The sequence below is a fragment of the Klebsiella sp. JB_Kp004 genome, from assembly GCF_040065795.1.
Classification (GTDB): domain Bacteria; phylum Pseudomonadota; class Gammaproteobacteria; order Enterobacterales; family Enterobacteriaceae; genus Klebsiella; species Klebsiella quasipneumoniae.
In genome coordinates this window covers 24,108-50,863 of sequence record NZ_JBEAKW010000005.1, presented here as the reverse complement: position 1 = coordinate 50,863, position 26,756 = coordinate 24,108, and the positions used below count along the sequence as shown (strand labels likewise).

The following is a 26,756-nucleotide window of genomic DNA, read 5'->3' as shown; positions in this document are numbered from 1 at the left end:
TTGATATTATTATCAGTACATGGATTTACGCAGCGCCAGCTTTTTGGCGCGACTGGAAAGGTAAAAATTCTCTATGATTAACCCCCATCAGCCTCGGGACATACCGCAAATACTGCTGTCGGTGCTGTTCCTGGCCCTGATTATCATATCCTGCCTGTGGGTTGTGCAGCCGTTTATTCTGTCCTTCGCCTGGGCCGGCACCGTGGTGATCGCCACCTGGCCGGTGCTGCTGCGTCTGCAGCGCGTGCTGTTCGGCAAACGGATGCTGGCGGTGCTGGCGATGACCCTGCTGCTGTTTTTGCTATTCGTGATTCCTATCGCTCTGCTGGTTAACAGCCTGGTGGATAACAGCGTTCCGCTGATCAAACTCATCAGCAGCGGAAATGTGACGCTGCCGGATTTCGCCTGGCTCAACAGCGTGCCGCTGGTCGGCGATAAACTCTACGCCGCCTGGCATGGCCTGCTGGATATGGGCGGCTCGGCGATTATGGCCAAGGTTCGCCCCTACATTGGCACCACCACCAGCTGGTTTGTCGGTCAGGCGGCGCACATCGGCAAGCTGCTGGTCTACTGCGGCCTGATGCTGTTATTCAGCGCGCTGCTTTACTGGCGCGGCGAGCAGGTAGCCTACGGTTTTCGCTATTTCGCCACGCGCCTGGCGGCTAAACGCGGTGACGCCGCCGTGCTGCTGGCCGGCCAGGCCGTGCGCGCCGTGGCGCTGGGCGTGGTGGTGACGGCCCTCACTCAGGCGGTGCTGGGCGGGATCGGCCTTGCCATCTCCGGCGTGCCCTACGCCGCCCTGCTGACCGTGGTGATGATCTTTACCTGTCTGGTCCAGCTCGGGCCTTTGCTGGTTCTGGTGCCGTCGATTATCTGGCTTTACTGGAGCGGGGACACCACCTGGGGCACCGTGCTGCTGGTGTGGAGCTGCGTGGTCGGCACCATGGACAACGTTATCCGCCCTGTGCTTATCCGTATGGGCGCCGACCTGCCGATGATCCTCATTCTTACCGGCGTCATTGGCGGCCTGATCGCCTTCGGCATGATCGGCCTGTTTATCGGTCCGGTGCTGCTGGCCGTCTCCTGGCGCCTGTATGACGCCTGGGTGCACGAAGTGCCGCCGCCGCCGAAAGACCCCGATGTCGTGCTCGAAGAGCTCAGCGAGCTGGAGGCCGGGCGCAAGTAATGCCCTGTCAGGCGGGGGGACCCGCCTGTCTCCCCCCTGGACAATTGTTAAGCAAAATTAATTGATCGGCGGCAAAACGCCAGCCTTGTACGCCCCGCACCCGCTTTTACCCTCCCGGTCCTTCACAACAATTTAACTATTGAGAGGAATCTGATCGACGGCAAAGGCCCCGCTGCCTACTATTAGCTCACGGTTATAAATCAACACCTTGATTTATAAGCATGGAAATCCCCTGAGTGAAACAACGAATTGCTGTGTGTAGTCTTTGCCCATCTCCCACGATGGGCTTTTTTTTGTCCTGCGCATCGCGACGCCGGGCGGCCTGACACCGGCAAAAAAAATCCCCGGCATCGCTGCCGGGGATCTGTACTGTCAGGGCGAACTTATTTATTCAGTTCCGCCAGACCTAACCAGGTTTGCACCACGGTATCCGGGTTGAGGGACAGGCTATCAATCCCCTCCTCCATCAGCCAGGCGGCGAAATCTTCATGGTCAGAAGGCCCCTGGCCGCAGATGCCGACGTATTTACCCTGCTGCTTCGCCGCGCGGATCGCCATCGACAGCAGCGCTTTCACCGCGTCGTTGCGTTCATCAAACAGCTCAGAGACCACGCCGGAGTCGCGGTCCAGACCGAGCGCCAGCTGGGTCATGTCGTTCGAGCCGATGGAGAAGCCGTCGAAGTACTCGAGGAACTGCTCGGCCAGCAACGCGTTCGACGGGATCTCGCACATCATGATGATCTTCAGCCCGTTCTCGCCGCGCTTCAGCCCCTGACGCTCCAGCTCTTCGACCACCGCTTTCGCCTGGGCGACGGTACGGACGAACGGCACCATCACTTCGACGTTGGTCAGCCCCATGTCGTTACGCACGCGCTTCATCGCTTCACATTCCAGCGCGAAGCAGTCGCGGAAGCTTTCGGAAACGTAGCGTCCGGCGCCGCGGAAGCCGAGCATTGGGTTCTCTTCTTCCGGCTCATAGCGCTCGCCGCCCACCAGGTTGGCGTATTCGTTCGACTTGAAGTCAGAGAGGCGCACAATCACCCGTTTCGGATAGAAAGCGGCGCCAAGGGTGGCGATCCCTTCGGTCAGGCGGCCAACGTAGAACTCTCTCGGCGAATCGTAGCCTTTCATCAGCTCGCGGATTTCGTTCTGCAGGCCCGGCTCCTGGTCGTCAAACTCCAGCAGCGCGCGCGGGTGAACGCCAATCATGCGGTTGATGATAAATTCCAGCCGCGCCAGACCCACGCCTTCGTTCGGCAGGCAGGCGAAGTCGAAGGCGCGATCCGGGTTGCCGACGTTCATCATCACCTTCAGCGGCAGATCCGGCATGTCGCCGACGCTGGAGCTCTTGACGCTGAAGTCCAGCAGCTCGGCGTAGACATAGCCGGTGTCGCCTTCGGCGCAGGAGACGGTCACGTTCTGGTTTTCCTGAATGCGATCGGTGGCATCGCCGCAGCCGACCACCGCCGGAATACCCAGCTCACGAGCGATGATCGCCGCGTGGCAGGTACGTCCGCCGCGGTTGGTGACGATCGCCGAGGCTTTCTTCATGATCGGTTCCCAGTCCGGGTCGGTCATATCGGTAACCAGCACATCGCCTGGCTCAATGCGGTTCATCTCGCTGATATCGTGGATCACCTTCACCGGACCGGCGCCAATGCGGTGGCCGATGGCGCGCCCTTCGGCGATGATCTGCCCCTGAGCGTGGAGGGTATAACGCTCCATCACCTGGCCGCGGGAACGCACGGTTTCCGGACGCGCCTGGACGATAAACAGCTTACCGGTGTGGCCATCTTTCGCCCACTCGATATCCATCGGACGGCCGTAGTGCTTCTCGATCTGCACCGCCTGCTTCGCCAGCTCCTGCACCTCCTCGTTGGTTAACGAGAAGATATCGCGCTGCGCCTGCGGCACATCTTCGATACGCACCTGCTTGCCGTGCTCTTGAGTCGGCGCGTAAACCATGCGGATCTTTTTCGACCCCATGGTGCGGCGCACGATCGCCGGGCGGCCAGCGGCCAGCGTCGGTTTGTGGACGTAGAATTCGTCCGGGTTCACCGCGCCCTGCACCACCATCTCGCCCAAACCCCACGCCGAGGTGATAAACACCACCTGGTCAAAGCCGGATTCGGTATCGATGGAGAACATGACGCCGGAGGAGGCCAGATCGGAGCGGACCATCCTCTGCACCCCGGCGGAGAGCGCCACGCCGCGGTGATCGTAACCCTGATGCACGCGATAGGAGATCGCGCGATCGTTAAACAGTGAAGCAAACACGTGCTTCACGGCAACGAGCACGGCGTCAAAGCCCTGCACGTTGAGGAATGTCTCTTGCTGCCCGGCGAAGGAGGCGTCCGGCATATCTTCCGCGGTGGCGGAAGAGCGCACGGCGAATGAGGCCTCGGCGTCATCGGCGGACAGCAGGTCATAAGCATCGCGAATCGCGTTTTCCAGTTCGCTCTGGAAGGGGGTATCGATGATCCACTGTCGGATCTGCGCGCCCGCTTTCGCTAATGCGGAAACGTCGTCAATGTCGGTTTCATCCAGCAGCGCATAAATGCGCTGGTTAACACCGCTTTGGTCCAGGAACTGATTGAAAGCATCAGCGGTGGTGGCAAACCCGTTAGGTACGGACACACCCATACCGGACAGATTCGTAATCATTTCACCAAGGGAGGCATTTTTGCCCCCAACTCTGTCTACATCATTCATGCCGAGTTGGTTATACCAAAGCACCAGCGGTGACGAGCCATTGTTGGACATCGAGACAATCCTTTTGTGATTTAATACCAGTGAAAAAAATTTCACGATCGACTGCAAGATTATCCTGACATATTTATGGTGCTGAAAAAAACGGTGAATCGTTCAAGCAAATTATTTTTCTTTTTTCGGACTGTTCCCCCGATATAGATAACTCAATGATTTTTAGGAATTATGACGAAAAACGCTGGAAATTACGGCAAAAAAAAGAAAATGAACCACCCTTTTCATAAAAAACAAAAATAGCGTTTCAATTTTAAGAAGAGACAAATCAAACAGGGATATGCTTAAATTTAATATCCGCTTTCAGGCAATTAAACTCATTATACCGGATGGTCAAAATGGAAAGTGCTGTAGATCGCCACGTATTTTATATTTCTGACGGTACCGCCATTACGGCGGAGGTGCTGGGGCATGCCGTCATGTCGCAATTCCCGGTCGCCATCAGCAGCGTGACCCTGCCGTTTGTGGAAAATATCAGCCGCGCGCGGGCGGTGAAAGAGCAGATCGACGCCATTTATCAGCAAACGGGCATCCGCCCGCTGGTGTTCTATTCCATCGTTATTCCGGAAATCCGCGATATCATTCTGCAAAGCGAGGGCTTTTGTCAGGATATCGTTCAGGCGCTGGTGGCCCCGCTGCAGCAGGAGCTCAACCTCGACCCGACGCCAGTGGCCCACCGCACCCACGGCCTGAACCCCGGGAACCTGATCAAATACGATGCGCGCATCGCCGCCATCGATTACACCCTCGCCCATGACGATGGCATCTCGCTGCGCAACCTTGACCAGGCGCAGGTGATCCTCCTCGGCGTGTCGCGCTGCGGCAAGACGCCCACCAGTCTGTACCTCGCTATGCAGTACGGCATTCGCGCCGCCAACTATCCGTTTATCGCCGACGATATGGACAATCTGGTTCTGCCGGCGTCGCTGAAACCCCTGCAGCATAAGATGTTCGGCCTGACCATCAATCCGGAGCGTCTGGCGGCGATCCGCGAGGAGCGCCGGGAGAACAGCCGCTACGCTTCGCTGCGCCAGTGTCGGATGGAAGTGACCGAAGTGGAGGCGCTGTATCGTAAGAATAAAATCCCCTGCCTGAACAGCACCAACTATTCCGTTGAGGAAATAGCGACAAAAATCATGGACATCATGGGACTGAATCGCAGGATGTACTAATACACTAGTACATTATTAAAAATTTGTTTATGCTATCACCCGTGGCCTATACAGGATCATGCCCTGCTCTTGCAATAAGCAGGGATTGGTTTATCGTGATGCGCATCACTTCCCGGCATTTTCGCTGGCGAAGAAACAGATTTTTGAGACCCCAATGAATAAAACAGACGAATTGCGTACCGCGCGTATTGAAAGCCTGGTAACGCCCGCGGAGCTGGCCCAGCGCCATCCCGTCACCGCCGACGTGGCCGCCCACGTCTCGGCCTCCCGTCGCCGCATTGAAAAAATCCTCAACGGCGAAGACCGCCGCCTGCTGGTGATTATCGGCCCCTGCTCCATTCACGACACCGACGCGGCGATGGAGTATGCCCGCCGCCTGCAGACCATGCGCGAGCGCTACCAGCCGCAGCTGGAGATCGTGATGCGCACCTACTTTGAAAAACCCCGTACCGTGGTGGGCTGGAAAGGCTTAATCTCCGATCCGGACCTCAACGGCAGCTATCGGGTCAACCACGGTATTGAACTGGCACGGCGCCTGCTGCTGCAGGTTAATGAGCTGGGGGTGCCGACGGCCACCGAGTTTCTCGATATGGTGACCGGTCAGTTTATCGCCGATCTCATCAGCTGGGGAGCCATCGGGGCGCGCACCACGGAAAGCCAGATCCACCGTGAAATGGCCTCGGCGCTCTCCTGCCCGGTCGGGTTTAAAAACGGTACCGACGGCAATACGCGCATCGCCGTAGACGCCATCCGCGCCTCCCGCGCCAGCCATATGTTCCTCTCTCCGGACAAGCAGGGGCAGATGACGATTTACCAGACCAGCGGCAACCCGTACGGGCATATCATTATGCGCGGCGGCAAACGGCCGAACTATCACGCCGAGGATATCGCCGCCGCCGGCGAGGCGCTGCGTGAATTCAATCTGCCGGAGCAGCTGGTGGTCGACTTCAGCCATGGCAACTGCCAGAAGCAGCATCGCCGTCAGCTGGAGGTGTGCGCCGATATCTGTCAGCAAATTCGCGCGGGCTCTACCGCCATCGCCGGCATTATGGCGGAGAGCTTCCTGCAGGAAGGGACCCAGAAAGTGGTTCCCGGCCAGCCCCTGGCCTGGGGCCAGTCGATCACCGATCCCTGCCTGAGCTGGGAAGACAGCGAACGTTTATTGAGCGAACTGGCGGCCGCCACGGCCACTCGTCTGTGACCGCTCCGCCCGCCGCGCCTGCGGTGGGCGATCCCCTTCTGCCATTCCCCTACCAAATTCGGTAACACGATAAATAACGCTTGCCGTCAAAAACAACATTATTGATAATGATTATCATTGTTGCTTTGATTTTTATTTTGAGAGCTATGACGCGTATGGATAACACTGCCACAGCTGAAAAACCAAAAGACAATGCCCCCTATCCCATGGCGACGGACAGACAGATCAGCAGTCGGGTTCTGTTAGGCAGCGAAGGACGGGTAGTCATTGAGCATGGCGGCCAGCGCTATCTGCTGCGCCAGACCCACGCCGGGAAGTTGATCCTGACCAAATAATCGCCCCGCAGCGCGCGGGGCGAGGCGAGTTAGCTCGAGCAGCTGACTTCCAGACGTTTACCCCAGTCCGGCGGCCGGCGGACGTAGTCGTCCTCGCGATCGGTGAAGGGATCGGCCAGCGCGGCATGCAGACGTTCCAGCTCCCCCATATCGCCAGCCTCAGCCTGCTCGATCGCCCGCTGCGCCAGCCAGTTACGTAACACCAGCGCCGGGTTGACGCCCTGCATCCGCTGCTGGCGCTGGGCATCCTCCACCTGTTCATCACGAAGCCGCGCGCGATAGCTGGCGAACCAGCTGTCGAATGCCGCACGGTCGATAAACTCGTCGCGCAGCGGCGAGGCCGCGCTGAGCTGTTCGCTGTGGCTCAGCAGGCGGAACGTTCGGGTATAGTCGCTTCTCTCGCGGATCATCAGGGCAAACAGACCGTCGAGCAGATCGTTATCCCCTTTCTGCTGAGTGAACAGGCCAAGTTTGTCGCGCATCCGCTGGCCATAGGCGGTCAGCAAGGCGTGCTGATACTCATCCAGCGCCGCGTTCAGCGCTTCGGCGCTGATAAACGGCGACAGCGACTGGGCCAGACGCTGCAGATTCCACAGCCCCACCGCCGGCTGGTTTTCAAAACTGTAGCGCCCCTGGTAATCGGAGTGGTTGCAGATAAAGTCCGGCTGAAAATCGTCAAGGAAGCCATACGGCCCGTAGTCGATGGTCAAACCGAGAATCGACATGTTGTCGGTATTCATCACCCCATGGGCAAAGCCCACGGTTTGCCAGCTGGCGATGGTCTGCGCGGTACGCGTGACAACGTCACGGAACCATAACAGGTACTTGTCCGCTTCATCCTGCAGCTGCGGCCAGTGGTGACGAATGACATAATCGGCCAGCTGCTGAACCTTCTGCGGCTCGCGACGATAGTAAAAATGTTCGAAATGACCAAAGCGGACATGGCTCTCGGCCACCCGCATCAGCATCGCGCCAGGCTCCACGCGCTCGCGGTAGACCGGGGTATCGCTGGTGACCATCGCCAGGGCGCGCGTCGTCGGGATCCCCAGGGCGTGCATCGCCTCCGACGCCAGGCTTTCCCGGATCGTCGAGCGCAGCACGGCGCGGCCGTCCCCCATCCGTGAATAGGGGGTCAGGCCGGCGCCTTTCAGATGCCAGTCGTAACGGCGGCCATCCGCCAGCTGCTGCTCACCGAGCAGGATCCCGCGTCCGTCGCCCAGCTGGCCGGCCCAGGCGCCAAACTGATGGCCACTGTAAACCTGCGCCAGCGGCGACATGCCCGGGAGCAGCGCTTCGCCGCCCCAGACGCCGGCCCCGCTTTCCGGCGCAAACAGCGCGTCAGGGACGCCCAGCTGTTGCGCCAGCGGAGCGTTGCGCCAGATGAGTCGGGCGTTATCGAGCGGCGTCGGTGACAGGGAAGTGTAAAAGTCCGGCAGTTCATCCCGCCAGTGGGTGGTAAAAGAAAGGGTCATGGTTCCTCCTCTCTCCAGTGTAGTGCCTGGAACAGCGGATTAACACGGGCGGAGTGCAGGGTTATCGGCATAAAAAAGGGAAGCGCTCGCTTCCCTCCGGCCGCTGAATGACGTCAGATACGCCGCGCCTGCCAGAATTTTTTGTTCCAGTAGACGTTATCCAGCGAGGAACGGGTGACGCCCTGACTGGTGGAGGCATGAATAAACTGGTTATCGGTATCGTAGATGCCGACGTGCAGGCCGCTTTCGCCTGAGCCGGTTTTGAAGAACACCAGATCGCCGGGCAGCAGATCGCGCTTATCAATTCGGGTGCCGATTTCCGCCTGCTCGCGGGTTTCGCGCGGCAGCTGGAGGGCAAATTTATCGCGAAACGTGCGCACCACAAAGCCGGAGCAGTCGACGCCGCGCGGCGTCATGCCGCCGTAGCGATACGGTGCGCCGCGCCAGCTGCGCAGCTGCTCGTTCAGATTCGCCACCACCGTAATGGAGTCAGCCAGCCGAGGATTCGGCGGCGGTGCCCGATGGCTGCTGCAGCCGGCTAAAATTAACGCCGCCGCCAACATGAACCAGAAGCGCATTTCAGATGATCCCTCTGTCCCTAGTCTCTTTATCGCAATAATTTAGCTTGTTTATCAATATAGTGACAAGATAACTGCGTGCTACTGTGACGCGATGAGCATAATATGACCGGCCACCTCCACGCGCTGGAACGGGATCGCATAGGCAGCGGTTAAATTTTCCTCGTTCAGCACCTCGTCGGTCTCCCCGCAGGCGATGGCTTCCCCCTGGCAGAGCAGCCAGCTCTGTCCGGCATGGCGCAAAGTGTGGTTGAGATCGTGACTGCTCATCACCACCGCGATTCCCGCCGCGCTCAGCTCGCGTAACAGCCGATCCAGCGCCGCCTGCTGGGCCACATCCAGACTGTTCATCGGCTCATCCAGCAGCAGCAGCTGACCCGCGGGATTGCTTAAGGGATCGATCTGCAGGATCACTGCCGCCAGCCGCACGCGCTGCCACTCGCCGCCCGACAGCTGATTGACCTGACGGCCCAGCTTATTGTCAAGGCCAAGCCTGGCCGCGATATCGTTCACCCGGGCGCTGTCGCCCTGCTGCTGCCTGTGCAGCGCCAGATAGTGCCACACCGGCATGGCGAACGGCGGAGTCTGCTGTTGGCACAGATATCCGCGGCGGCGCGCCAGCTCCGTCGCCGGCCACTCGTCAAGCAACCGTCCGTTAAAATGAATTGTGCCGGGGCCGTCGGACAGCCCCGCCATGCGGGCCAGCAGCGTGCTCTTCCCTGCGCCGTTCGGCCCCACCAGGTGGACGATCTCCCCGGCGCGAAAGGCCGCAGAAAACGGGGCCAGACGCCCCGCCGCTTCTACATCCTGTAGCTGCATCAGAAACGACATTATTTCGCCAGCGCTCCTTTAATCGCCGCCACCAGCTGCGGATCGTCCGGCGTCATATCCGGAGAGAAGCGCTGAATGACGTTGCCTTGGCGATCGACGAGGAATTTTTCGAAATTCCACAGAATGTCGTCTACGTACAGCGGCGCGCGGCCCTTGCTGGCCATCCGCTCATAAAAACCGCTGCCTTCCGGGGCCACCGCCTTCGGCGCGGCGGCAACCAGCTTTTGATAGAGCGGTGCGCGATGCTCGCCGTTGACGTCAATCTTGCTGAACAGCGGGAAGGTGACGCCGTAGGTGGTGCTGCAGAAGGTCTTAATCTCTTCTTCACTCCCCGGCTCCTGGCCGAGGAACTGGTTGCAGGGGAAGCCCAGCACGCTGAAGCCCTCGCCAGCAAACTGCTTTTGCAGGTCCTCCAGTTGCTCATACTGCGGCGTCAGGCCGCATTTGGAGGCCACATTGACGATCAGCAGTACCTTGCCGGCAAAGGATGCCAGGGTGGTTTTCTCGCCATCAATGGTCGTCACTTCGGTATTCAGAATGTCATGTTGCATAGCCTGTCCTCAATGGATAAACCGGTTTCCGGTGAAGGTGATCCCTATCTACTGTAGCGGATTCAGCGCCCGCCATTCTACTGCCAATCCCCGCGAGTTGTCGCATGATGTAACAGCGCTTCGCTGCCCGTCAGCAACATGAAATCCTCTCAATTGGGCAGGCACCTATTTACGTGTACAGTGTTCCATGAATGTAATATGGTTTCGTTACTTGTTAATTTAAGAGAGTTTTGTTGATGAAGAAGTTGTTTAGCCTGGCGTTAATCGCCGCCTCTGTCGCCCTGCTGAGCGCCTGCTCTCCGGATGAAGATAATAAAGTGAAAGTCGCTATCAACACCGGGCCGGACGAAGCCATCTGGAAAGTGGTGGAGCAAGTGGCGAAGGATAAATATCACCTCGACGTCGAAGTGGTCTCCTTCAATGATTATGTGCTGCCTAACGAAGCGCTGAACAACAAAGATGTGGATGCCAACGCCTTCCAGACTCTGCCGTACCTTGAGGCGCAGTCGAAAGAGCGCGGCTATAAATTCGCGGTGGTCGGTAAAACCTTTGTCTTCCCTATCGCCGCCTATTCACATCGCATCAAAAATATCAGCGAGCTCCCCGAGGGAGCGACGGTGACCATCTCTAATGAAACCACTACCCTGGGCCGCAGCCTGCTGCTGCTTCAGGCGCAGGGGCTGCTCAAGCTGAAACCGGGCGTCGGCTATTTACCCACCACGCTGGATATCATCGACAACCCGAAACAGCTGAAGATTGTGGAGGTGGATACCCCGCAGCTGACCCGCACCCTGGATGACCCGAACGTCAGCCTGTCAATCATTAACACCAACTTCTCCGCCCAGGCGGGCCTGTCGGCCGCCCGCGACGGCCTGTTCATGGAGGGACCAGATTCCCCTTACGTGAATGCGATTGTCGCCCGCGAGGATAACAAGGACAGCAAGAAAATTCAGGAACTGAAAGCCGCCTTCCAGACCAGTGAAGTCGCGGAAAAAGCGAAGGAAGTCTACAAAGGCGACGCGATCAAAGGCTGGTAAGCCCGAGCCGGCGCCGTCCCTGCAGACGGCGTCGCGCTATTCCCGTCACCGCGAGCGCAGCAGCAACCAGATAAAGACCGGCGCGCCCAGCGTCGCCGTCACCACGCCAATCGGCAGCTCAGCGGCGGAAAGCGCCAGCCGGGCGATAATATCCGCCCCCAGCAAGGCGCTTGCCCCTGCCAGCATGCAGGCCGGGAGCAAGACCCGGTGATCGCTCAAGCCGCATAGCCGCAGAATGTGTGGGATCACCAGGCCGATAAAGCCAATCGCCCCCGCCAGCGCCACGCTAACGCCGACCATCCAGCCGGTCGCCACCACCAGCAGCTTACGCCACAGCCACAGCGGCAGGCCGAGCTGACGGGCGGAGACTTCGCCCAGCGCCAGTAAATTCAGGGGTTGCGACTGCAGACAGACCCAGCAGAGCGCTGGCAGGAGGGCTATCATCAGCCACAGCTGCTGCCAGTCGACGCCGCCAAACCCGCCCATCATCCAGTACATCAGCTGACGCAGGTCAAAAGAGGTGGAGAAATAGACCGCCCAGGTCATCAGGGCGCTGCAGATGATCCCCAGCGCTACCCCCGCCAGCAGCAGGCGGCTGGTGGAAAGATGGCGGCGGGCAAAACGCAGCAGAATAAAGGTGATCAGCAGCGCGCCCAGGATCGCACACAGCCCGAGCGCCCAACCCGGTAACAGGCCTTTACCCAGCAGGACGGCGGCAATCAGCCCGACGCCCGCGCCGTTGGAGACGCCCAGCAGACCCGGTTCCGCCAGCGGATTTTCAAACAGCGCCTGCATTATCGCCCCGGAGAGCGCCAGCGCCGCCCCCACCAGCAGCACCGCCAGGGTCCGCGGCAGGCGGATCTGCCAGATAAACAGCTGACCTTTGGCGCTGAGCCACTCGCCGGGCGGGATCCATTGATCCCCCGCGCACAGGCTGATCAGCAGGGTGACCAGCAGCAACAGCGTTAAACTAAGGAGCCAACGCCGGCTGCGGCGCTGTTGAAGATGGGCGAGAGTCAGCATAGATTCCATTACGCAGTGGGAACAAGAGGCTGATTTTACGGTGGGTGTCGCGGTGAGAAAAGGAAAACCTCACGACCAAAGGTCGACGCGGAGGACCCTCCCCCCGTCGACCATCCCGCTTTACACCAGAATCTGAAACAGCAGCGCGAAGAGAATGATGTTCGCCACCACGATTGCCCAGCCGTTATAGAGCATATACTTCAGATGTGTAGACTGCGCCAGCCCCATCTGGCCGAACATGTCCGATGAGGGAAACGGCCCGAACCAGTCCACCTGAGACGAGGCCAGCAGCACCGCGGTGGTCCCCTGCGGCGGCACGCCGGCGGCCATCAGCATCGGGCCAAAGATTTTATGCGTAAAGGTCATCTGGGCTACCGCCGCGCCGGGCACATGGCCGATAATATTGAACGCGAAGATGCTAAAGCACAGCCAGGCCGGGGAGATCCCTTCCAGCAGCGGCTGAGTATACTCCAGCAGCCCCTGATAGGCGTGCAGGCCATCCATCAGCTCAAGGATCGGGTTATACAGCCAGTAGAGAATAAACATCCACACCAGACGACCGCAGCCGTGATACAGCGCCTGCAGGATCTGCGTCGGCCGCAGGCCGCCCACCAGCCCGGTCATCAGTGCCACCAGCAGCATGACGATAATCGCAAAGCTGAAGCCGGCTTTAATCACCACCCCAACCACCGCCATCACGATGATGGTCGCGGCGAAAGCCAGCGCGCTTAATTTACGCCGGCGCTGCTGCGCGGCGCTAAGGTCCTCTTGCGGCTTTTCCGAGAGATCGACCTCATAGCGCAGTTTGCCTTCGGTCATCTTCTGGATCCGTCCGGCCATGATCCAGCCGGCTAACAGGGTGACGGCGCTCATCGGCAGGCCGACATACAGCAGATAATCCGGATAGCTCAGACCGCCGAGGCTGAGGATCGTCACGGTGCTGGGGGTGAAGGGCCCGGTAAAGAGTCCAACGGAACCGGCGGTCATCATCAGCGCGGCTACCGTCGGCGGCGTTAAGCGTACCGCCGCCGCTACGGGGATAATCACTGCGACAATAATCGCATTGCCGCCGGCCATGGTGCCCAGCGAACCGCAAATTAAAATCGATGACACCACAATGCCGAACTTGACCCGCGTCTGGCTCGACAGCCCAATACGGTGGACCACGAATTTCACCAGTTCAACCGCCGCGCCGGTGCGGGTGGCCACTTCCCCCACGCCGGCGCCGAGCATAATGATAAGCCCGACGGTGGCAATAAATGACCCGGTGGACTTCGCCAGCATCGCGCCCATTTCCGGCAGACCGGTCGAGGTCATGATCATGGCGATAATAATCGAGGAGATGACCGCCAGCACTATATCGACGCCGATCAGCGATAATATCGCTAACGCCACCAGCGGCGTAAATCCCAGCAGGCCAAGCTCGCTGCCCGGTCGACCGTGGCACCACAGCGCAATCAACACGAACAGCAGCAATAACAGACCGGTAATAACGTTTTTTCGCGTGATATTTCGTCTGACAGGCGTATTGCCTGCGAGCGTTGAGTCACTCATAACACTCCTTAATGCCAATCAATCCGACCATGATGGTCAGGTGGTGTATGGGGGCCTGCTCAGAAAATATCCTCCCTCTTTTTCATTATTGGCCGCAGCCTGAGGGTCTGTTGGGGTACAAAGGAAACGATTCTGAGAGCGTTTTATTCCGCCATCAGGCGGGGCCAGCAGCACAATATGTAACCAATGCGCTGATTGGTGATTAAATTTATGTTAACTTAGTGTTAGTAGAAAATGACTTTTTATCGGTAGGCTATAACCCTGAGTTAACTGTTCATGAAACTGCGTCATCTGGAAATCTTCTATGCCGTCATGACCTGCGGCTCTCTGTCACGGGCGGCGGAATCGCTCAATATCTCCCAGCCAGCGGCCAGCAAAGCGTTAAAAAGCGCCGAACTGAAGCTGGGCTTTACCCTGTTTCAGCGGGTGCGCGGCAAGCTGCTGCCGACCAGCGAGGCGATCACACTTTTCGAAAAAGCGCAGACTATTTATCAGGACCTGGACAACCTGCGCCTGCTGGCCGATAACCTGGCCCGCGATCCGCGCGCCAAAATCACCTTAGGCTGTCTGCCGAGCCTGGGGTTAAGCCTGGTGCCGGAGCTGGTGACCGATTTTTATCAGCAAAACAGCAACCTGGTGATGACGCTCACCACCGAGCACACCGAGACGCTGGTCAGAAAACTGGATTTACGCGAGATAGACTTAGCGCTGACGCTGCAGCCGGTGCAGCAGGGAGAGATCCTTACCACCCTGATTGCCGAAGTGCCGCTGGTCTATATCGACCGTCATTATCGTCAGGGAGCGGTGGATATCAGCCAGATCGACCAGCAGCGCTGGATCTCGCCGGGGCCGCACTCGCTTTCCGCCGCCATCGCCACCCGTCGCGACTTTTCCACTACCCGGCTGAATGTCCAGACCTACTACATGGCCACCGAGTTCGTGAAGCGCGGCATGGGCTGCAGCATTACCGATATCTTTTCCGCCCAGCACAACCTGGCTCCCGAGATGATCCATCCCATTACGCCGCCGATGGCCATTAACCTCTGCCTGCTGCGTCGGGCCGACGTTTCCCTGAGCCCGATGGCGCAAAAATTCGTCGATTTTCTCTGCCAGCGCCTGCGCCAGCAGCTCAAGGAGATTAACCTGCGGTTATACCCTGACCATAAAAAGTCAATTGCGCCGCCAGGGTAAATGCTTTGACATAACCCGATAAATTGAACAGCGGTGGATATATCGGGTTATGAACAAACGCATTGTCATTATCGGCGGCGGCGTGGTCGGTCTGGCCACGGCCTGGGAACTGATCAAACGCGGCCATCAGGTGCAATTACTGGAGCGCAACGGCGAACCGGCCAGCGCCACCAGTTTTGCCAACGGCGGACAATTAAGTTACCGCTACGTCGCCCCCCTTGCCGACAGCGGCGTTCCCCTGCAGGGGATAAAATGGATGGGCAAAGCCGATTCGCCGCTCAATATGCGTCTCAATATCTCTTTACAGCAGTGGCGCTGGCTGCTGCAGTTCCTGCGCGCCTGTAATAGCCAGACCAATAAAATAAACGGCGCTCATATATTGCGTCTGTCGCTGCTCAGCCGGCAGGTCATGCAGTCGTGGCGGGAAGAGGATAATCTTGCCGATTTTCACTGGCGGCGCAGCGGAAAATTAATTATCCATCGCCGGGAATATGATTTTACTAAAGCGGCAAAAGGGATAGATCCTCAGTATCAGCAGGCGCTGAATGCTGAAGCCTGCCTGCAGCTGGAACCGGCGCTAAAACATATCAGCCCTTCGCTGCAGGGCGGAATTTATTCGCCGGGGGATGAAACGGCGGATTGCCATCAGTTTTGCCTTGCGCTGATCGGCAAGCTCACCGCCAGCAGCCGCTTCAGCCTGCTGACCCACTGTGAGGTGCAGCGGCTCGCCAGGCGCGGCGGACGCGTCTGCGCCCTGGAGACCAGCCGCGGGACCATCACCGGCGATGAGTACGTCGTCGCCGCCGGCAACGGCAGCGGTCCGCTGCTGGGGCACATGGGCGTTCGCGTGCCGCTCTGCGCCCTGAAGGGGTACAGCCTGACCCTTCCCTATCCGCAGCAGGCGGGCATTGCGCCGGACATCAGCGTCACCGATTACGGGCACAAAATCGTTTATGCCCGCCTGGGCCAGCAGCTGCGCATCGCGGCGATGGTGGACATCGGCTACGACGGCGACACACTGCGCGAGAGCCGCATTCAGGCGCTGAAAAAAATCGTCTCCCGCAGCTTTCCCGAACTCGAGGGGTTGGACCAGGCCGAAGCCTGGACCGGCATGCGCCCCTCAACGCCAGCCGGGCCACCGCTACTGGGACGCGCCGGCTACCCCAACCTGTGGATGAATCTCGGCCAGGGCAGCCTCGGTTTTACCCTCGCCGCCGGCAGCGCGGTGGTGCTGGGCGCGTTAATCGACAATCAGATGCCAGACATTTCTTTAGAAGGTCTCACATGGAAACAAACCGCATGACAATTATTCGCAATCATCCTCAACCTCGTCTTTCCGCCAGCGTTGCGTATGGTAATCTGCTGTTCCTCTCCGGACAGACGCCGAAAAGCAACGAGGAGGACATCGCCTTGCAGACCCGCGAAGTGCTGGAGAAAATCGACGCCCTGCTGGCGGCGGCCGGGAGCGATAAGCGGCACATTCTCTCCGCGCAGATCTGGCTGAAAAATATCGAGCGTGACTTTGCCGCGTTCAATGAGGCGTGGGTGGAGTGGATGCCGGAAGGCCATAGCCCGGCGCGCGCGGCCGTGCAGGCGGAGATGGCGCGACCAGACATCCTGGTGGAGATCATGCTCACCGCCGTTAAAGCGTAAGATTCGACAGAAAAGAAAAAGGCCGCAATGCGGCCTTTTTAATTAGTTCAGATTATTTGTCTTTAGGCGACGCGTTTTCGACACGGCTTTTCAGCTTCTGACCGGGTCTGAAGGTCACCACGCGCCGGGCTGTAATGGGAATATCCTCCCCCGTCTTCGGGTTACGTCCCGGGCGTTGGTTTTTATCCCGCAAATCGAAGTTGCCGAACCCGGAGAGTTTGACCTGTTCTCCGTTTTCCAGAGCACGACGGATCTCTTCGAAAAACAACTCGACCAGTTCTTTGGCATCCCGCTTGCTAAGCCCAAGCTTATCAAACAGATATTCTGACATTTCAGCTTTTGTAAGCGCCATAGGTTCAATCCCTCAATGATGCCTGGAATCGCTCTTTTAATGCCTCTACACATCTGGCAACGGTAGCGGCAATCTCCTCTTCTTCGAGTGTACGGCTGGTATCCTGCAGGATCAGGCTAATCGCAAGGCTCTTATACCCTTCCGCCACACCTTTACCACGGTACACGTCAAATAAGTTTACGCCAACTACCTGATTTACGCCAACTTTCTTACATTCGGCTAAAACATCGGCGGCAGCCACGTTTTCCGCGACCAGCACCGCGATGTCGCGACGGTTCGCCGGGAAGCGGGAAATGTCGCGCGCCTGAGGCACCACGCGGTCTGCGAGCTTGTTCCACTCCAGTTCAAACACCAGAGTGCGACCGTTCAGATCCAGTTTACGTTCCAGCTCAGGATGAACAACCCCAATGAAACCAATGCGTTCACCTTTAAGATAAATCGCTGCGGATTGCCCCGGATGCAGCGCGGTGGTCGCTTCCGCACGGAATTCGATATCCGCTAATTTGCCGGTTAAATCCAGAACGGCTTCCAGATCGCCTTTCAGATCATAGAAATCGACCGTCTCTTTCGCCAGTGTCCAGTGCTCTTCGTAGCGGTTGCCGCAGATCGCCCCGGCCAGCATCACATCCTGACGAATGCCCAGCGGCGCATTGGTGTCCGGCACAAAGCGCAGACCGCTCTCAAAGATGCGAACCCGGCTCTGCTGACGGTTCTGGTTGTAGACCACGGTCCCCAGCAGGCCAGTCCACAGCGACAGGCGCATGGCCGACATTTCGCTGGAGATCGGGCTTGGCAGGATCAGCGCCTCTTCACCGGCGTGGATCAGCTGCTGGACTTTCGGGTCGACGAAGCTGTAGGTGATCACTTCCTGATAGCCTTTGTCATTCAGCAGCGTTTTCACGCGCTTCAGCGACAGGTCGGCTTCACGATGGGTACCCATGATCAGACCCGCCTGCACCGGCTCATCAGGAATGTTGTTGTAGCCATAAACGCGAGCCACTTCCTCGACCAGATCCTCTTCGATCTCCATGTCGAAACGCCAGCTCGGGGCCACCGCCTGCCATTCGCCCTCGCCCATCGTCACTTCGCAGCCGAGGCGCTGAAGAATGTCAGTGACCTGCGCATCGTCGATATGGTGGCCAATCAGGCGATCCAGTTTGCTACGACGCAGAGTGATGGTGGCGCGTTTTGGTAGGGTCGCTTCGTTGGTCACGTCGATCACCGGGCCGGCTTCGCCGCCGCAGAGGTCGATCAGCAGACGCGTGGCGCGCTCCAGCGCTTTATACTGCAGGGCCGGATCGACGCCGCGCTCATAGCGATGAGAGGCATCGGTGTGCAGGCCGTGACGGCGCGCGCGGCCGGTAATGGACAGCGGGCTGAAGAAGGCACACTCCAGCAGTACGTTCTGGGTTTCGTCGTTAACGCCGGAGTGCTCCCCGCCGAAGATCCCGCCCATTGCCAGCGCTTTGTTGTGGTCAGCAATGACCAGGGTATCGCTGTCGAGCTTCGCTTCGGAGCCATCGAGCAGGACCAGGGTTTCGCCCTCTTTCGCCATGCGCACCACGATCCCGCCTTCAATACGGTCGCGGTCAAAGGCGTGCATCGGCTGGCCCAGCTCAAGCAGCACATAGTTGGTCACGTCAACCACCGCGTCGATGGAGCGGATCCCGCAGCGGCGCAGTTTCTCTTTCATCCACAGCGGCGTCGGCGCTTTGACGTTGATGCCTTTCACCACGCGGCCCAGATAGCGCGGGCACGCCTGCGGGGCGTCAACCTGAATCGGCAGCACATCGTCAATGGTGGCGGCTACCGGGGTGATTTCCGGCGCGTTCAGCGGCGCCTTGTTCAGCACGGCCACATCGCGCGCGACGCCGATGATGCCCAGGCAGTCGGCGCGGTTCGGGGTGACGCTGATTTCGATGGTGTTATCGTCAAGCTTCAGATATTCGCGAATATCGGTACCGATCGGCGCATCCGCCGGCAGCTCGATAATTCCGCTATGATCATCGGAAATGCCCAGCTCGGAGAAGGAGCACAGCATCCCCTCTGACGGCTCGCCGCGCAGTTTCGCGGCCTTGATTTTAAAATCGCCCGGCAGCACGGCGCCGATGGTCGCCACGGCGACTTTCAGCCCCTGACGGCAGTTTGGCGCGCCGCAGACGATGTCCAGCAGGCGTTCGCCGCCGACGTTGACTTTGGTGACGCGCAGTTTGTCGGCGTTCGGGTGCTGACCGCACTCCACTACTTCACCGACAACGACGCCGTTGAAGGTGCCGGCAACCGGCTCAACGCCGTCCACTTCGAGGCCCGCCATGGTGATCTGATCGGAAAGCGCTTCGCTGTCGATCGCCGGGTTAACCCACTCGCGTAACCACAGTTCACTGAATTTCATTGTTCTGTCCTGCCCTTATTTAAACTGTTTGAGGAAACGCAGATCGTTTTCGAAGAACGCGCGCAGATCGGTGACGCCATAGCGCAGCATGGTCAGACGCTCCATGCCCATGCCGAAGGCGAAGCCGGAGTACACTTCCGGATCGATTCCCACGTTGCGCAGCACGTTCGGGTGCACCATCCCGCAGCCCAGCACTTCCAGCCATTTGCCGTTTTTACCCATCACGTCAACTTCCGCGGACGGCTCGGTGAATGGGAAGTAGGACGGACGGAAGCGTACCTGCAGATCTTCTTCAAAGAAGTTGTTCAGGAAGTCGTGCAGGGTTCCTTTCAGATTGGTGAAGCTGATGTTTTTATCAACGATCAGACCTTCCATCTGGTGGAACATCGGGGTGTGGGTCTGATCGTAGTCGTTACGATAGACGCGGCCCGGCGCGATAATACGGATGGGCGGCTGCTGGTTTTCCATGGTGCGGATCTGCACGCCGGAGGTCTGGGTGCGCAGCAGGCGAGTGGCATCGAACCAGAAAGTGTCGTGGTCAGCGCGCGCCGGATGGTGGCCCGGGATATTCAGCGCATCGAAGTTGTGGTAATCATCTTCGATTTCCGGGCCCGTCGCCACGGTAAAGCCGAGCTCACCGAAGAAACTTTCAATACGGTCGATGGTGCGGGTGACCGGATGCAGACCGCCATTCTCAATGCGGCGGCCCGGCAGCGAGACGTCGATGGTCTCTGCAGCCAGACGAGCATTCAGCGCCGCGCCTTCCAGTTCGGCTTTGCGCGCGTTCAGCGCCTGCTGTACCTGCTCTTTCGCTTCGTTGATGACCGCACCGGCTGCCGGACGCTCTTCCGGCGGCAACTCACGCAGGGTGGTCATTTGCAGGGTCAGATGCCCTTTCTTACCCAGGTATTCCACGCGGACGTTGTCCAGCGCAGCAACATCTGATGCCTCGTTAATGGCTGCCTTGGCACTGGCAACCAGCTCTGCGAGATGTGACATGGTTTTCCTCATTATGTCGGTGCAGACACCGGTTATAGTGAAATTAATATTCCGAATCCATATACGAAAAAAGCCTCCACAGGGGAGGCTTTCTGGCGCTGTTTTCCGTTTCTTCTTTCACGCGCTAGCCTCCTGAGTTCAGGTGCTAAAGTAAAAAAAGAAGCGGAAAATAGCAGCATTCATGCTTGCATTACCTTGTCTGGTAAGAAACGTCAGACCTGTATTGAAAAGCCTGCGCCGATAAAAGTCAATGTATTGATGGTGTTGAAACGAAAAGAGGGAGACAAGCTCCCTCTTTCAACTGGCTTATGCCAGAGCTGCTTTCGCTTTTTCGACCAGAGCGGTGAACGCTACTTTGTCGAATACAGCGATGTCAGCCAGGATCTTACGGTCGATTTCAACAGAGGCTTTTTTCAGGCCATTGATGAATTTGCTGTAAGAAATACCGTTCTGACGTGCTGCTGCGTTGATACGTGCAATCCACAGTTGACGGAACTGACGTTTACGTTGACGACGGTCACGGTAAGCGTACTGACCAGCTTTGATAACAGCCTGGAAGGCAACGCGGTATACGCGAGAACGCGCACCATAGTAGCCTTTAGCTTGTTTCAAAATTTTCTTGTGACGTGCACGTGCAATTACACCACGTTTTACGCGAGCCATGTGTGCTCTCCTGTATCTATTCTAAGTTAAAAAAGTTAAACGTTAACGACTTATGCGTACGGCAGGCACGCGATAACCAGGCCCAGATCGCCTTTGGAAACCATGGCTTTCGGACGCAGGTGACGTTTACGCTTGGTAGCTTTTTTAGTCAGAATGTGACGCAGGTTAGCGTGCTTGTGCTTAAAACCACCTTTACCGGTTTTTTTGAAGCGCTTAGCAGCACCGCGTACGGTCTTAATTTTTGGCATTTTAATAACTTCCACTTCGCATTGTTAATAAACGAAACAAAGGCGAACAAAACCAGTGAGCCGAAGCCCACCGGAAATGTTTCTTGATGGCCTTACTGTTTCTTCTTAGGAGCGAGCACCATGATCATCTGGCGGCCTTCGATCTTCGTTGGGAAGGATTCGACTACTGCCAGTTCAACCAGATCGTCTTTCACGCGGTTAAGCACTTCCATACCGATCTGCTGGTGGGCCATCTCACGACCGCGGAAACGCAGCGTGATTTTGGCCTTATCGCCATCTTCGAGAAAGCGAATCAGGCTGCGGAGTTTTACCTGATAGTCACCTTCATCAGTACCAGGGCGGAATTTAATTTCCTTAACCTGGATAACTTTCTGCTTCTTCTTCTGTTCCTTAGAAGACTTACTCTTTTCATAAAGGAACTTGCCGTAGTCCATGATACGACAAACTGGCGGCTCGGCGTTAGGGCTGATTTCAACTAAATCTACTCCAGCCTCTTCAGCCTTTTCGATAGCTTCTCTCAGACTCACAATACCCAGCTGCTCACCTTCCAGACCTGTTAAGCGAACTTCCTGGGCGCGAATCTCGCCATTGATACGATTCGGACGTGCCGTTTGAACTCGTTTTCCGCCTTTAATACCTTATTCCTCCAGTTGTTGAAGACTGCGGCTGCGAATCTCTTGTTGCAGCTTCTCGATCACTTCATTTACGTCCATGCTGCCGAGGTCTTTCCCGCGACGGGTGCGCACGGCCACTTTGCCGGCTTCGACTTCTTTGTCGCCACAGACCAACATATACGGGACACGACGTAAAGTGTGCTCGCGGATTTTAAAGCCAATCTTCTCATTTCTCAAGTCTGCTTTTACACGAATGCCCGCATTTTGTAGTTTACGCGTCAATTCGTTAACGTATTCAGCCTGAGAATCGGTGATATTCATGACCACCACCTGCACTGGTGCAATCCAGGTTGGGAAGAAGCCAGCGAACTCTTCGGTCAGGATGCCAATGAAGCGCTCCAGAGAACCGAGAATCGCACGGTGGATCATGACCGGCACCTGACGCTCGTTGTTTTCGCCCACATAGGAGGCGCTTAAACGCTGCGGCAGAGAGAAGTCCAGCTGTACCGTACCGCACTGCCATGCACGATCGAGGCAGTCATACAGGGTAAATTCAATTTTCGGGCCGTAGAACGCCCCTTCACCCAGTTGATATTCAAATGGGATATTATTTTCTTCCAGCGCCACCGCCAGATCCGCTTCCGCGCGATCCCAGGTCTCGTCGCTGCCGATACGTTTTTCCGGGCGAGTCGACAGTTTGACGACGATCTTCTCGAAGCCAAAGGTGCTGTACATATCATAAACCATACGAATACAGGCGTTCACTTCATCGCGAACCTGATCTTCAGTACAGAAGATATGCGCATCATCCTGGGTAAAACCGCGAACGCGCATCAGACCGTGCAGCGCGCCTGATGGTTCGTTACGGTGGCAGCTACCAAACTCCGCCATACGCAGCGGCAGATCGCGGTAGGATTTCAGCCCCTGGTTGAAGATCTGCACGTGGCCCGGGCAGTTCATCGGCTTAATGCAGTATTCACGGTTCTCAGAAGAGGTGGTGAACATCGCATCTTTGTAGTTGTCCCAGTGGCCGGTTTTTTCCCACAGCACACGGTCCATCATGAACGGACCTTTGACTTCCTGGTACTGATACTCTTTCAGTTTCGAACGGACAAAGGTTTCCAGTTCACGGAAGATAGTCCAGCCGTCGTTGTGCCAGAACACCATCCCAGGCGCCTCTTCCTGCATATGATACAGGTCGAGCTGCTTACCGATTTTACGGTGGTCGCGCTTGGCGGCCTCTTCCAGACGCTGCAGATAAGCATTCAACGCTTTTTTATCTGCCCACGCGGTGCCGTAGATACGCTGCAACATTTTATTGTTGCTGTCGCCGCGCCAGTAGGCACCGGCGGTTTTCATCAGCTTGAAGTGATGGCAGAAGCGCATGTTCGGCACGTGCGGACCGCGGCACATATCGATATATTCTTCATGATGATACAGGCCAGGCTTGTCATCATGGGCAATGTTTTCGTCAAGAATAGAAACTTTATAGCTTTCGCCGCGCTTCACGAAGGTTTCACGCGCTTCGTGCCAGCTCACTTTCTTCTTGATGACATCGTAGTTTTTCTCGGCGAGCTCATGCATACGTTTTTCGAGCGCGTCGATATCTTCCTGAGTCAGGGTATGGTCGAGGTCTACGTCATAGTAGAAGCCATTATCAACAACCGGACCGATAGCCATTTTGGTGTTGGGCCACAGCTGCTTGATGGCATGACCTAACAGGTGCGCGCAGGAGTGACGAATGATCTCCAGCCCTTCTTCATCTTTAGCCGTGATAATAGAGAGGGTGGAATCAGTTTCAATCGGGTCGCAGGCGTCTACCAGTTCACCGTTTACCCGCCCGGCGATGGTGGCTTTCGCCAGGCCCGGGCCGATATCCAGCGCGACGTCCATCGGGCTGACAGCGTGATCAAAATGGCGTTGGCTGCCATCAGGAAGCGTAATTACAGGCATTTTATGTCCTTATTTGCAGTGGTGCCCCACACGAAAGAGCACATACAAAACTATATAATCATCATTATCATCAGGTTAAGGCGCAGTTCCCGCTTCACTCTGCGAAAAGATGAGCACGACCGGAGCGATCGTTCCCGCCTGCTGCCGCCTGCTGATAACACCGGGGAGTAGTTTACACATCATTGGTACGTGATTAAAGCCGTAATAGCATAAATGATGGCGGAATGTGGAGAAAACAAGAGCCGCGCGGATAAAAGCAGAATATCCGCCAGGAAGACGCGAAAATAATCAGCAGCGAAGCCGGATGATATTATGCGGACAAACTAAAAGAGACACCTTGATATTGCCTGCGTGATGTTTAGCGCGGGTCGTTAAACCGGTACCACTCTACCCGGCTTAATAGTCTGCCCGTGAAGCAGTAGCCTGCGATATTAAGACCACTCGCCTGCTACCAGCGTATGCACATTAAAGGCATCGCTCATGGATTGTCCGGTGCTATGGGAACCGGGGGCAATATTCGAACCGGCCTCAACGTCGGTTGCTTTGGCGATACCTACCTGCGTATGGTCCTGGTTACCCGACGGCGGAACTGGCGTGGCGGCTGATGCGCCAAAGGAAAGCACGCACAGCGCCAGGGCTGCGATGGTAAATTGGCTGTTTTTCATGATGTTTATTCTCTTATTACGGAAGACGGACCGAACAATGTCGCCATTCGGTCAGTGACTCTTAGTATAGATCCAGATCACATATTTGTCCGTCGAATATTTAGCTTTTCGTGTCAAATAGAATGAATATTTGTCAGCAAACGGAGAATAATGGAGAAAAGATGGAGGCCCGTTTCTTTTTATAAAAACTAAAACGAATTGCCAGAAAAAATAATGTCACTTATTGCTAAATCTAAAACGATCAGGCCGGGAAACCCGGCCTGAAAATATTACATCTTATACCCGAGGGAGAGCGAGGTCCGGCGATCGGTATGCTCCGGCGCAGACGCAGGCGGCTCCGAGTTCCAGGTGACGTTGTACGCCACTTTCAGCGCAAAGTGGGCGTTAATCGCCACGTTTAACGCGCTCTCTGAGTTGACCGTGGTGTCCTCGGCGCCAAACACCGATACCCCTTGAGTAAATTTGGCGTTGTCGGTCATCTGCCAGGCCCAGGTTCCGGAGGCGTAACCCAGCGGCTGAGTGTCGGTATCCCCGTCGGTGTATTCGTCATAGCGGACGCCAGGACCAAATTCAAACCGCAGGCTATGCACTGGTCCGTTGAGGATTTGACGACCATAGCCCGCCGTCAGAACATCGCGCTGCTGATAGCCGTTGTAGCGGTCGGTTAGCCAACTGCCCTGCCCAAAGACGTAGTTCATATCGGTCAGGTTATAGCGGCTACGGCCACCGACAGCATATTTCTCTGAGGAGCGCTCATCGTTGGACGAGGTGTTGCTGGCGTTGCCCCACAGCGACCAGGCGGTGGTATTGCCATACCAGGTCAGGGTGGAATCGGCCGTCATTGAGGAGTTCTTGGTGTTGCCGGACTGCGCCAGGTAACCTGCGTTGACCACTCCTTCGAACGGTTTTTTGGCAGCGGAAGGGTCATCCATGACGGTAAATACAGAATCATCGGCCATTGCGCCAACAGACGCAAAAAGCCCCCCCGCCAGCATGACCGCTGCGGGTACTGTCTTTAAAAGCTTCATTATAACTCTCTAAAATACATTTTTTAGGACAGTACAAATGATGAACAGGCGTCACTTTGCCGGCTCATTGAATTTAGCGTCCGTACAACATAAAAGAGACCTGTGGGTCCCGGAAACTTTCGCGAGGATCGCGGAGTGCAGGTCCTAAGAAAGGTAGCAAATTATAAAAAAGCACGAATAACATAGCAATCACTTACTCTTTCGTTTTTTGAATAAGACAGCTCCGGAAACAATCTTTATTTCATAATGAAAATACAGGCTTCTTTGCAAATCTCTCAGGGACAGCACTTTCCCTCCCTGGATCATCGTGCCATGCTTAAATAAAGTACAGTCGCCGTATTAAGGAGGAGAAGGAATGACCAAAATTTATACGCTCACGCTGGCCCCCTCGCTGGATAGCGCCACCCAAACCCCGCAGATCTACCCGGAAGGGAAACTCCGCTGCAGCGCGCCGGTATTTGAACCCGGCGGCGGCGGGATCAACGTCGCCCGCGCCGTGACCTTTCTCGGCGGGAAAGCCACCGCCATTTTCCCTATTGGCGGCGCCACCGGCGAGCACCTTGCCGCCCTGCTGGCCGATGAGCAGGTGCCGGTCGAGACCGTCGAAACCCGCGATTGGACGCGACAGAACCTGCACGTTCACGTAGCCGCCAGCGGCGAACAGTATCGCTTTGTGATGCCCGGCGCCGCGCTGACAGACGATGAATTCCGCCGTCTGGAAGAGAAAGTCCTGACCATCGATCCCGGCTCTCTGCTGGTGATCAGCGGCAGTTTGCCGCCAGGAATCAGCGTCGAAAATCTGATGCAGCTGGTTAAGCATGCGCAACAGCAGGGCCTGCGCTGCATTATCGACAGCTCCGGCGACGCGCTGGCCGCCGCGCTGGACGTCGGCAATATTGAATTAGTGAAGCCAAACCAGAAAGAGCTCAGCGCCCTCGTGCAGCGCGATCTGAGCCAGCCCGATGATGTCCGCCTTGCCGCTCAGTCGTTGATCCAGTCCGGTAAAGTTCGCCGGGTGGTGGTCTCCCTTGGTCCGCAGGGGGCGTTGGGGGTTGACGCCAGCGGCAGTGTTCAGGTGGTGCCACCGCCAATGAAAAGCCAGAGCACCGTCGGCGCCGGCGACAGCATGGTGGGCGCCATGACCTTACGTCTGGCGGAGAACGCCAGCCTCGAAGACATGGTACGCTTTGGCGTCGCCGCCGGTAGCGCCGCGACCATCAACCAGGGCACCCGCCTCTGCTCGCAGGCCAATACGCAAAAAATCTACGATTATCTCTGCGGGCGTTGATCTCCCCT

26 protein-coding genes, 1 other RNA gene, 1 pseudogene and 1 other annotated feature are annotated in these 26,756 nt (G+C 57.2%); of the genes and pseudogenes, 11 read left to right on the top strand and 17 right to left on the bottom strand.

Annotated elements, in window-relative coordinates; all coding sequences use genetic code 11:
* Positions 1-73 precede the first annotated feature (73 nt).
* Positions 74-1,186, top strand: a complete 1,113-nt coding sequence (gene ydiK / locus ABLX76_RS06275) for an AI-2E family transporter YdiK (RefSeq protein WP_023290101.1) — start codon at positions 74-76, stop codon at positions 1,184-1,186.
* 189 nt (positions 1,187-1,375) lie between these two features.
* Positions 1,376-1,483, top strand: an RNA gene (rprA, locus tag ABLX76_RS06270) — antisense sRNA RprA.
* 86 nt (positions 1,484-1,569) lie between these two features.
* Here rprA and ppsA read toward each other — a convergent pair.
* Complete coding sequence (ppsA, locus tag ABLX76_RS06265) at positions 1,570-3,948, bottom strand: phosphoenolpyruvate synthase (RefSeq protein WP_004203115.1); 2,379 nt, start codon at positions 3,946-3,948, stop codon at positions 1,570-1,572.
* A gap of 75 nt (positions 3,949-4,023) precedes the next feature.
* On the opposite strand from ppsA, the pseudogene ABLX76_RS06260 reads away from it, so the two are divergent.
* The 4 genes and pseudogenes from ABLX76_RS06260 to hemP form a co-directional block, all read left to right on the top strand.
* A pseudogene (locus tag ABLX76_RS06260) lies at positions 4,024-4,139 on the top strand (hypothetical protein); the annotation flags it as partial.
* Between the two features lie 147 nt (positions 4,140-4,286).
* Positions 4,287-5,120 carry a pyruvate, water dikinase regulatory protein gene (locus ABLX76_RS06255; protein WP_002909061.1) on the top strand — a complete coding sequence of 278 codons (834 nt, stop codon included), beginning with the start codon at positions 4,287-4,289 and terminating at the stop codon, positions 5,118-5,120.
* 154 nt (positions 5,121-5,274) lie between these two features.
* Positions 5,275-6,321, top strand: coding sequence for a 3-deoxy-7-phosphoheptulonate synthase AroH (gene aroH, locus ABLX76_RS06250; protein ID WP_032453261.1), 1,047 nt, complete (start codon positions 5,275-5,277; stop codon positions 6,319-6,321).
* A gap of 155 nt (positions 6,322-6,476) precedes the next feature.
* Positions 6,477-6,656 carry a hemin uptake protein HemP gene (gene hemP / locus ABLX76_RS06245; RefSeq protein WP_086076121.1) on the top strand — a complete coding sequence of 60 codons (180 nt, stop codon included), beginning with the start codon at positions 6,477-6,479 and terminating at the stop codon, positions 6,654-6,656.
* 29 nt (positions 6,657-6,685) lie between these two features.
* Here the strand turns inward: hemP and selO are convergent, their stop codons facing one another.
* The 4 genes from selO to ABLX76_RS06225 form a co-directional block, all read right to left on the bottom strand.
* A complete protein-coding gene (gene selO / locus ABLX76_RS06240) occupies positions 6,686-8,128 on the bottom strand; it encodes a protein adenylyltransferase SelO (RefSeq protein WP_101977398.1) in 1,443 nt (480 codons plus the stop codon).
* Positions 8,129-8,241: 113 nt separating this feature from the next.
* The gene (locus ABLX76_RS06235; RefSeq protein ID WP_002909082.1) at positions 8,242-8,706 is read right to left on the bottom strand and encodes an NlpC/P60 family protein; all 465 of its coding nucleotides are present in this window, start codon (positions 8,704-8,706) and stop codon (positions 8,242-8,244) included.
* An 81-nt stretch (positions 8,707-8,787) separates the two neighbouring features.
* Positions 8,788-9,537 carry a vitamin B12 ABC transporter ATP-binding protein BtuD gene (gene btuD, locus ABLX76_RS06230; protein ID WP_348874236.1) on the bottom strand — a complete coding sequence of 250 codons (750 nt, stop codon included), beginning with the start codon at positions 9,535-9,537 and terminating at the stop codon, positions 8,788-8,790.
* Positions 9,537-10,088 (bottom strand): glutathione peroxidase, encoded by a 552-nt coding sequence (locus tag ABLX76_RS06225; RefSeq protein WP_004203124.1) that lies wholly within the window; start codon positions 10,086-10,088, stop codon positions 9,537-9,539. Before ABLX76_RS06225 ends, btuD begins: the two co-directional genes overlap by 1 nt.
* 236 nt (positions 10,089-10,324) lie before the next feature.
* On the opposite strand from ABLX76_RS06225, the gene ABLX76_RS06220 reads away from it, so the two are divergent.
* Complete coding sequence (locus ABLX76_RS06220) at positions 10,325-11,125, top strand: MetQ/NlpA family lipoprotein (RefSeq protein ID WP_004203125.1); 801 nt, start codon at positions 10,325-10,327, stop codon at positions 11,123-11,125.
* Between the two features lie 45 nt (positions 11,126-11,170).
* Here ABLX76_RS06220 and btuC read toward each other — a convergent pair whose 3' ends face one another.
* Together btuC and ABLX76_RS06210 are read right to left on the bottom strand one after the other, a co-directional pair.
* The gene (gene btuC, locus ABLX76_RS06215) at positions 11,171-12,148 is read right to left on the bottom strand and encodes a vitamin B12 ABC transporter permease BtuC (RefSeq protein WP_065881301.1); all 978 of its coding nucleotides are present in this window, start codon (positions 12,146-12,148) and stop codon (positions 11,171-11,173) included.
* Between the two features lie 120 nt (positions 12,149-12,268).
* Positions 12,269-13,702, bottom strand: a complete 1,434-nt coding sequence (locus ABLX76_RS06210; RefSeq protein WP_023290109.1) for a H+/gluconate symporter — start codon at positions 13,700-13,702, stop codon at positions 12,269-12,271.
* Positions 13,703-13,978: 276 nt separating this feature from the next.
* Here ABLX76_RS06210 and ABLX76_RS06205 point away from each other — a divergent pair, with 276 nt between their 5' ends.
* Genes ABLX76_RS06205 through ABLX76_RS06195 form a run of 3 tightly spaced genes read left to right on the top strand, consistent with a single transcriptional unit; the run spans position 13,979 to position 16,546 of the window.
* Positions 13,979-14,893 carry a LysR family transcriptional regulator gene (locus ABLX76_RS06205; RefSeq protein ID WP_023290110.1) on the top strand — a complete coding sequence of 305 codons (915 nt, stop codon included), beginning with the start codon at positions 13,979-13,981 and terminating at the stop codon, positions 14,891-14,893.
* Positions 14,894-14,930: 37 nt separating this feature from the next.
* Positions 14,931-16,196, top strand: a complete 1,266-nt coding sequence (locus tag ABLX76_RS06200) for a D-amino acid dehydrogenase (protein ID WP_348874367.1) — start codon at positions 14,931-14,933, stop codon at positions 16,194-16,196.
* Entirely contained in the window at positions 16,193-16,546 is a 354-nt protein-coding gene (locus ABLX76_RS06195) for a RidA family protein (protein WP_074442547.1), read from the top strand. Before ABLX76_RS06200 ends, ABLX76_RS06195 begins: the two co-directional genes overlap by 4 nt.
* A 52-nt stretch (positions 16,547-16,598) precedes the next feature.
* Here the strand turns inward: ABLX76_RS06195 and ihfA are convergent, their stop codons facing one another.
* The 10 genes from ihfA to ABLX76_RS06145 all read right to left on the bottom strand — a co-directional run bounded on the left by ihfA (position 16,599) and on the right by ABLX76_RS06145 (position 25,460).
* On the bottom strand, positions 16,599-16,898 hold the full coding sequence (gene ihfA, locus ABLX76_RS06190; protein WP_002909098.1) for an integration host factor subunit alpha: 300 nt from the start codon (positions 16,896-16,898) through the stop codon (positions 16,599-16,601).
* A 4-nt stretch (positions 16,899-16,902) separates the two neighbouring features.
* Positions 16,903-19,290 (bottom strand): phenylalanine--tRNA ligase subunit beta, encoded by a 2,388-nt coding sequence (gene pheT / locus ABLX76_RS06185; protein ID WP_348874233.1) that lies wholly within the window; start codon positions 19,288-19,290, stop codon positions 16,903-16,905.
* Between the two features lie 15 nt (positions 19,291-19,305).
* Complete coding sequence (gene pheS / locus ABLX76_RS06180; RefSeq protein WP_002909105.1) at positions 19,306-20,289, bottom strand: phenylalanine--tRNA ligase subunit alpha; 984 nt, start codon at positions 20,287-20,289, stop codon at positions 19,306-19,308.
* Positions 20,290-20,352: 63 nt separating this feature from the next.
* Positions 20,353-20,477 (bottom strand) — a sequence feature (Phe leader region).
* Positions 20,428-20,472 carry a pheST operon leader peptide PheM gene (gene pheM, locus ABLX76_RS06175; protein WP_001386830.1) on the bottom strand — a complete coding sequence of 15 codons (45 nt, stop codon included), beginning with the start codon at positions 20,470-20,472 and terminating at the stop codon, positions 20,428-20,430. It overlaps the preceding feature by 45 nt.
* A 118-nt stretch (positions 20,478-20,595) precedes the next feature.
* On the bottom strand, positions 20,596-20,952 hold the full coding sequence (gene rplT, locus ABLX76_RS06170) for a 50S ribosomal protein L20 (protein ID WP_000124850.1): 357 nt from the start codon (positions 20,950-20,952) through the stop codon (positions 20,596-20,598).
* Positions 20,953-21,002: 50 nt separating this feature from the next.
* Entirely contained in the window at positions 21,003-21,200 is a 198-nt protein-coding gene (gene rpmI / locus ABLX76_RS06165) for a 50S ribosomal protein L35 (RefSeq protein WP_001124225.1), read from the bottom strand.
* Between the two features lie 92 nt (positions 21,201-21,292).
* Positions 21,293-21,835 (bottom strand): translation initiation factor IF-3, encoded by a 543-nt coding sequence (gene infC, locus ABLX76_RS06160; RefSeq protein ID WP_004189469.1) that lies wholly within the window; start codon positions 21,833-21,835, stop codon positions 21,293-21,295.
* 3 nt (positions 21,836-21,838) lie between these two features.
* On the bottom strand, positions 21,839-23,767 hold the full coding sequence (thrS, locus tag ABLX76_RS06155; RefSeq protein WP_017900777.1) for a threonine--tRNA ligase: 1,929 nt from the start codon (positions 23,765-23,767) through the stop codon (positions 21,839-21,841).
* A 431-nt stretch (positions 23,768-24,198) separates the two neighbouring features.
* Positions 24,199-24,432 carry a hypothetical protein gene (locus ABLX76_RS06150; RefSeq protein WP_048297753.1) on the bottom strand — a complete coding sequence of 78 codons (234 nt, stop codon included), beginning with the start codon at positions 24,430-24,432 and terminating at the stop codon, positions 24,199-24,201.
* 269 nt (positions 24,433-24,701) lie between these two features.
* Positions 24,702-25,460, bottom strand: coding sequence for a YdiY family protein (locus ABLX76_RS06145; RefSeq protein ID WP_004203142.1), 759 nt, complete (start codon positions 25,458-25,460; stop codon positions 24,702-24,704).
* Positions 25,461-25,815: 355 nt separating this feature from the next.
* On the opposite strand from ABLX76_RS06145, the gene pfkB reads away from it, so the two are divergent.
* On the top strand, positions 25,816-26,748 hold the full coding sequence (gene pfkB / locus ABLX76_RS06140; RefSeq protein ID WP_023290115.1) for a 6-phosphofructokinase II: 933 nt from the start codon (positions 25,816-25,818) through the stop codon (positions 26,746-26,748).
* The last annotated feature ends 8 nt before the right edge of the window (positions 26,749-26,756 follow it).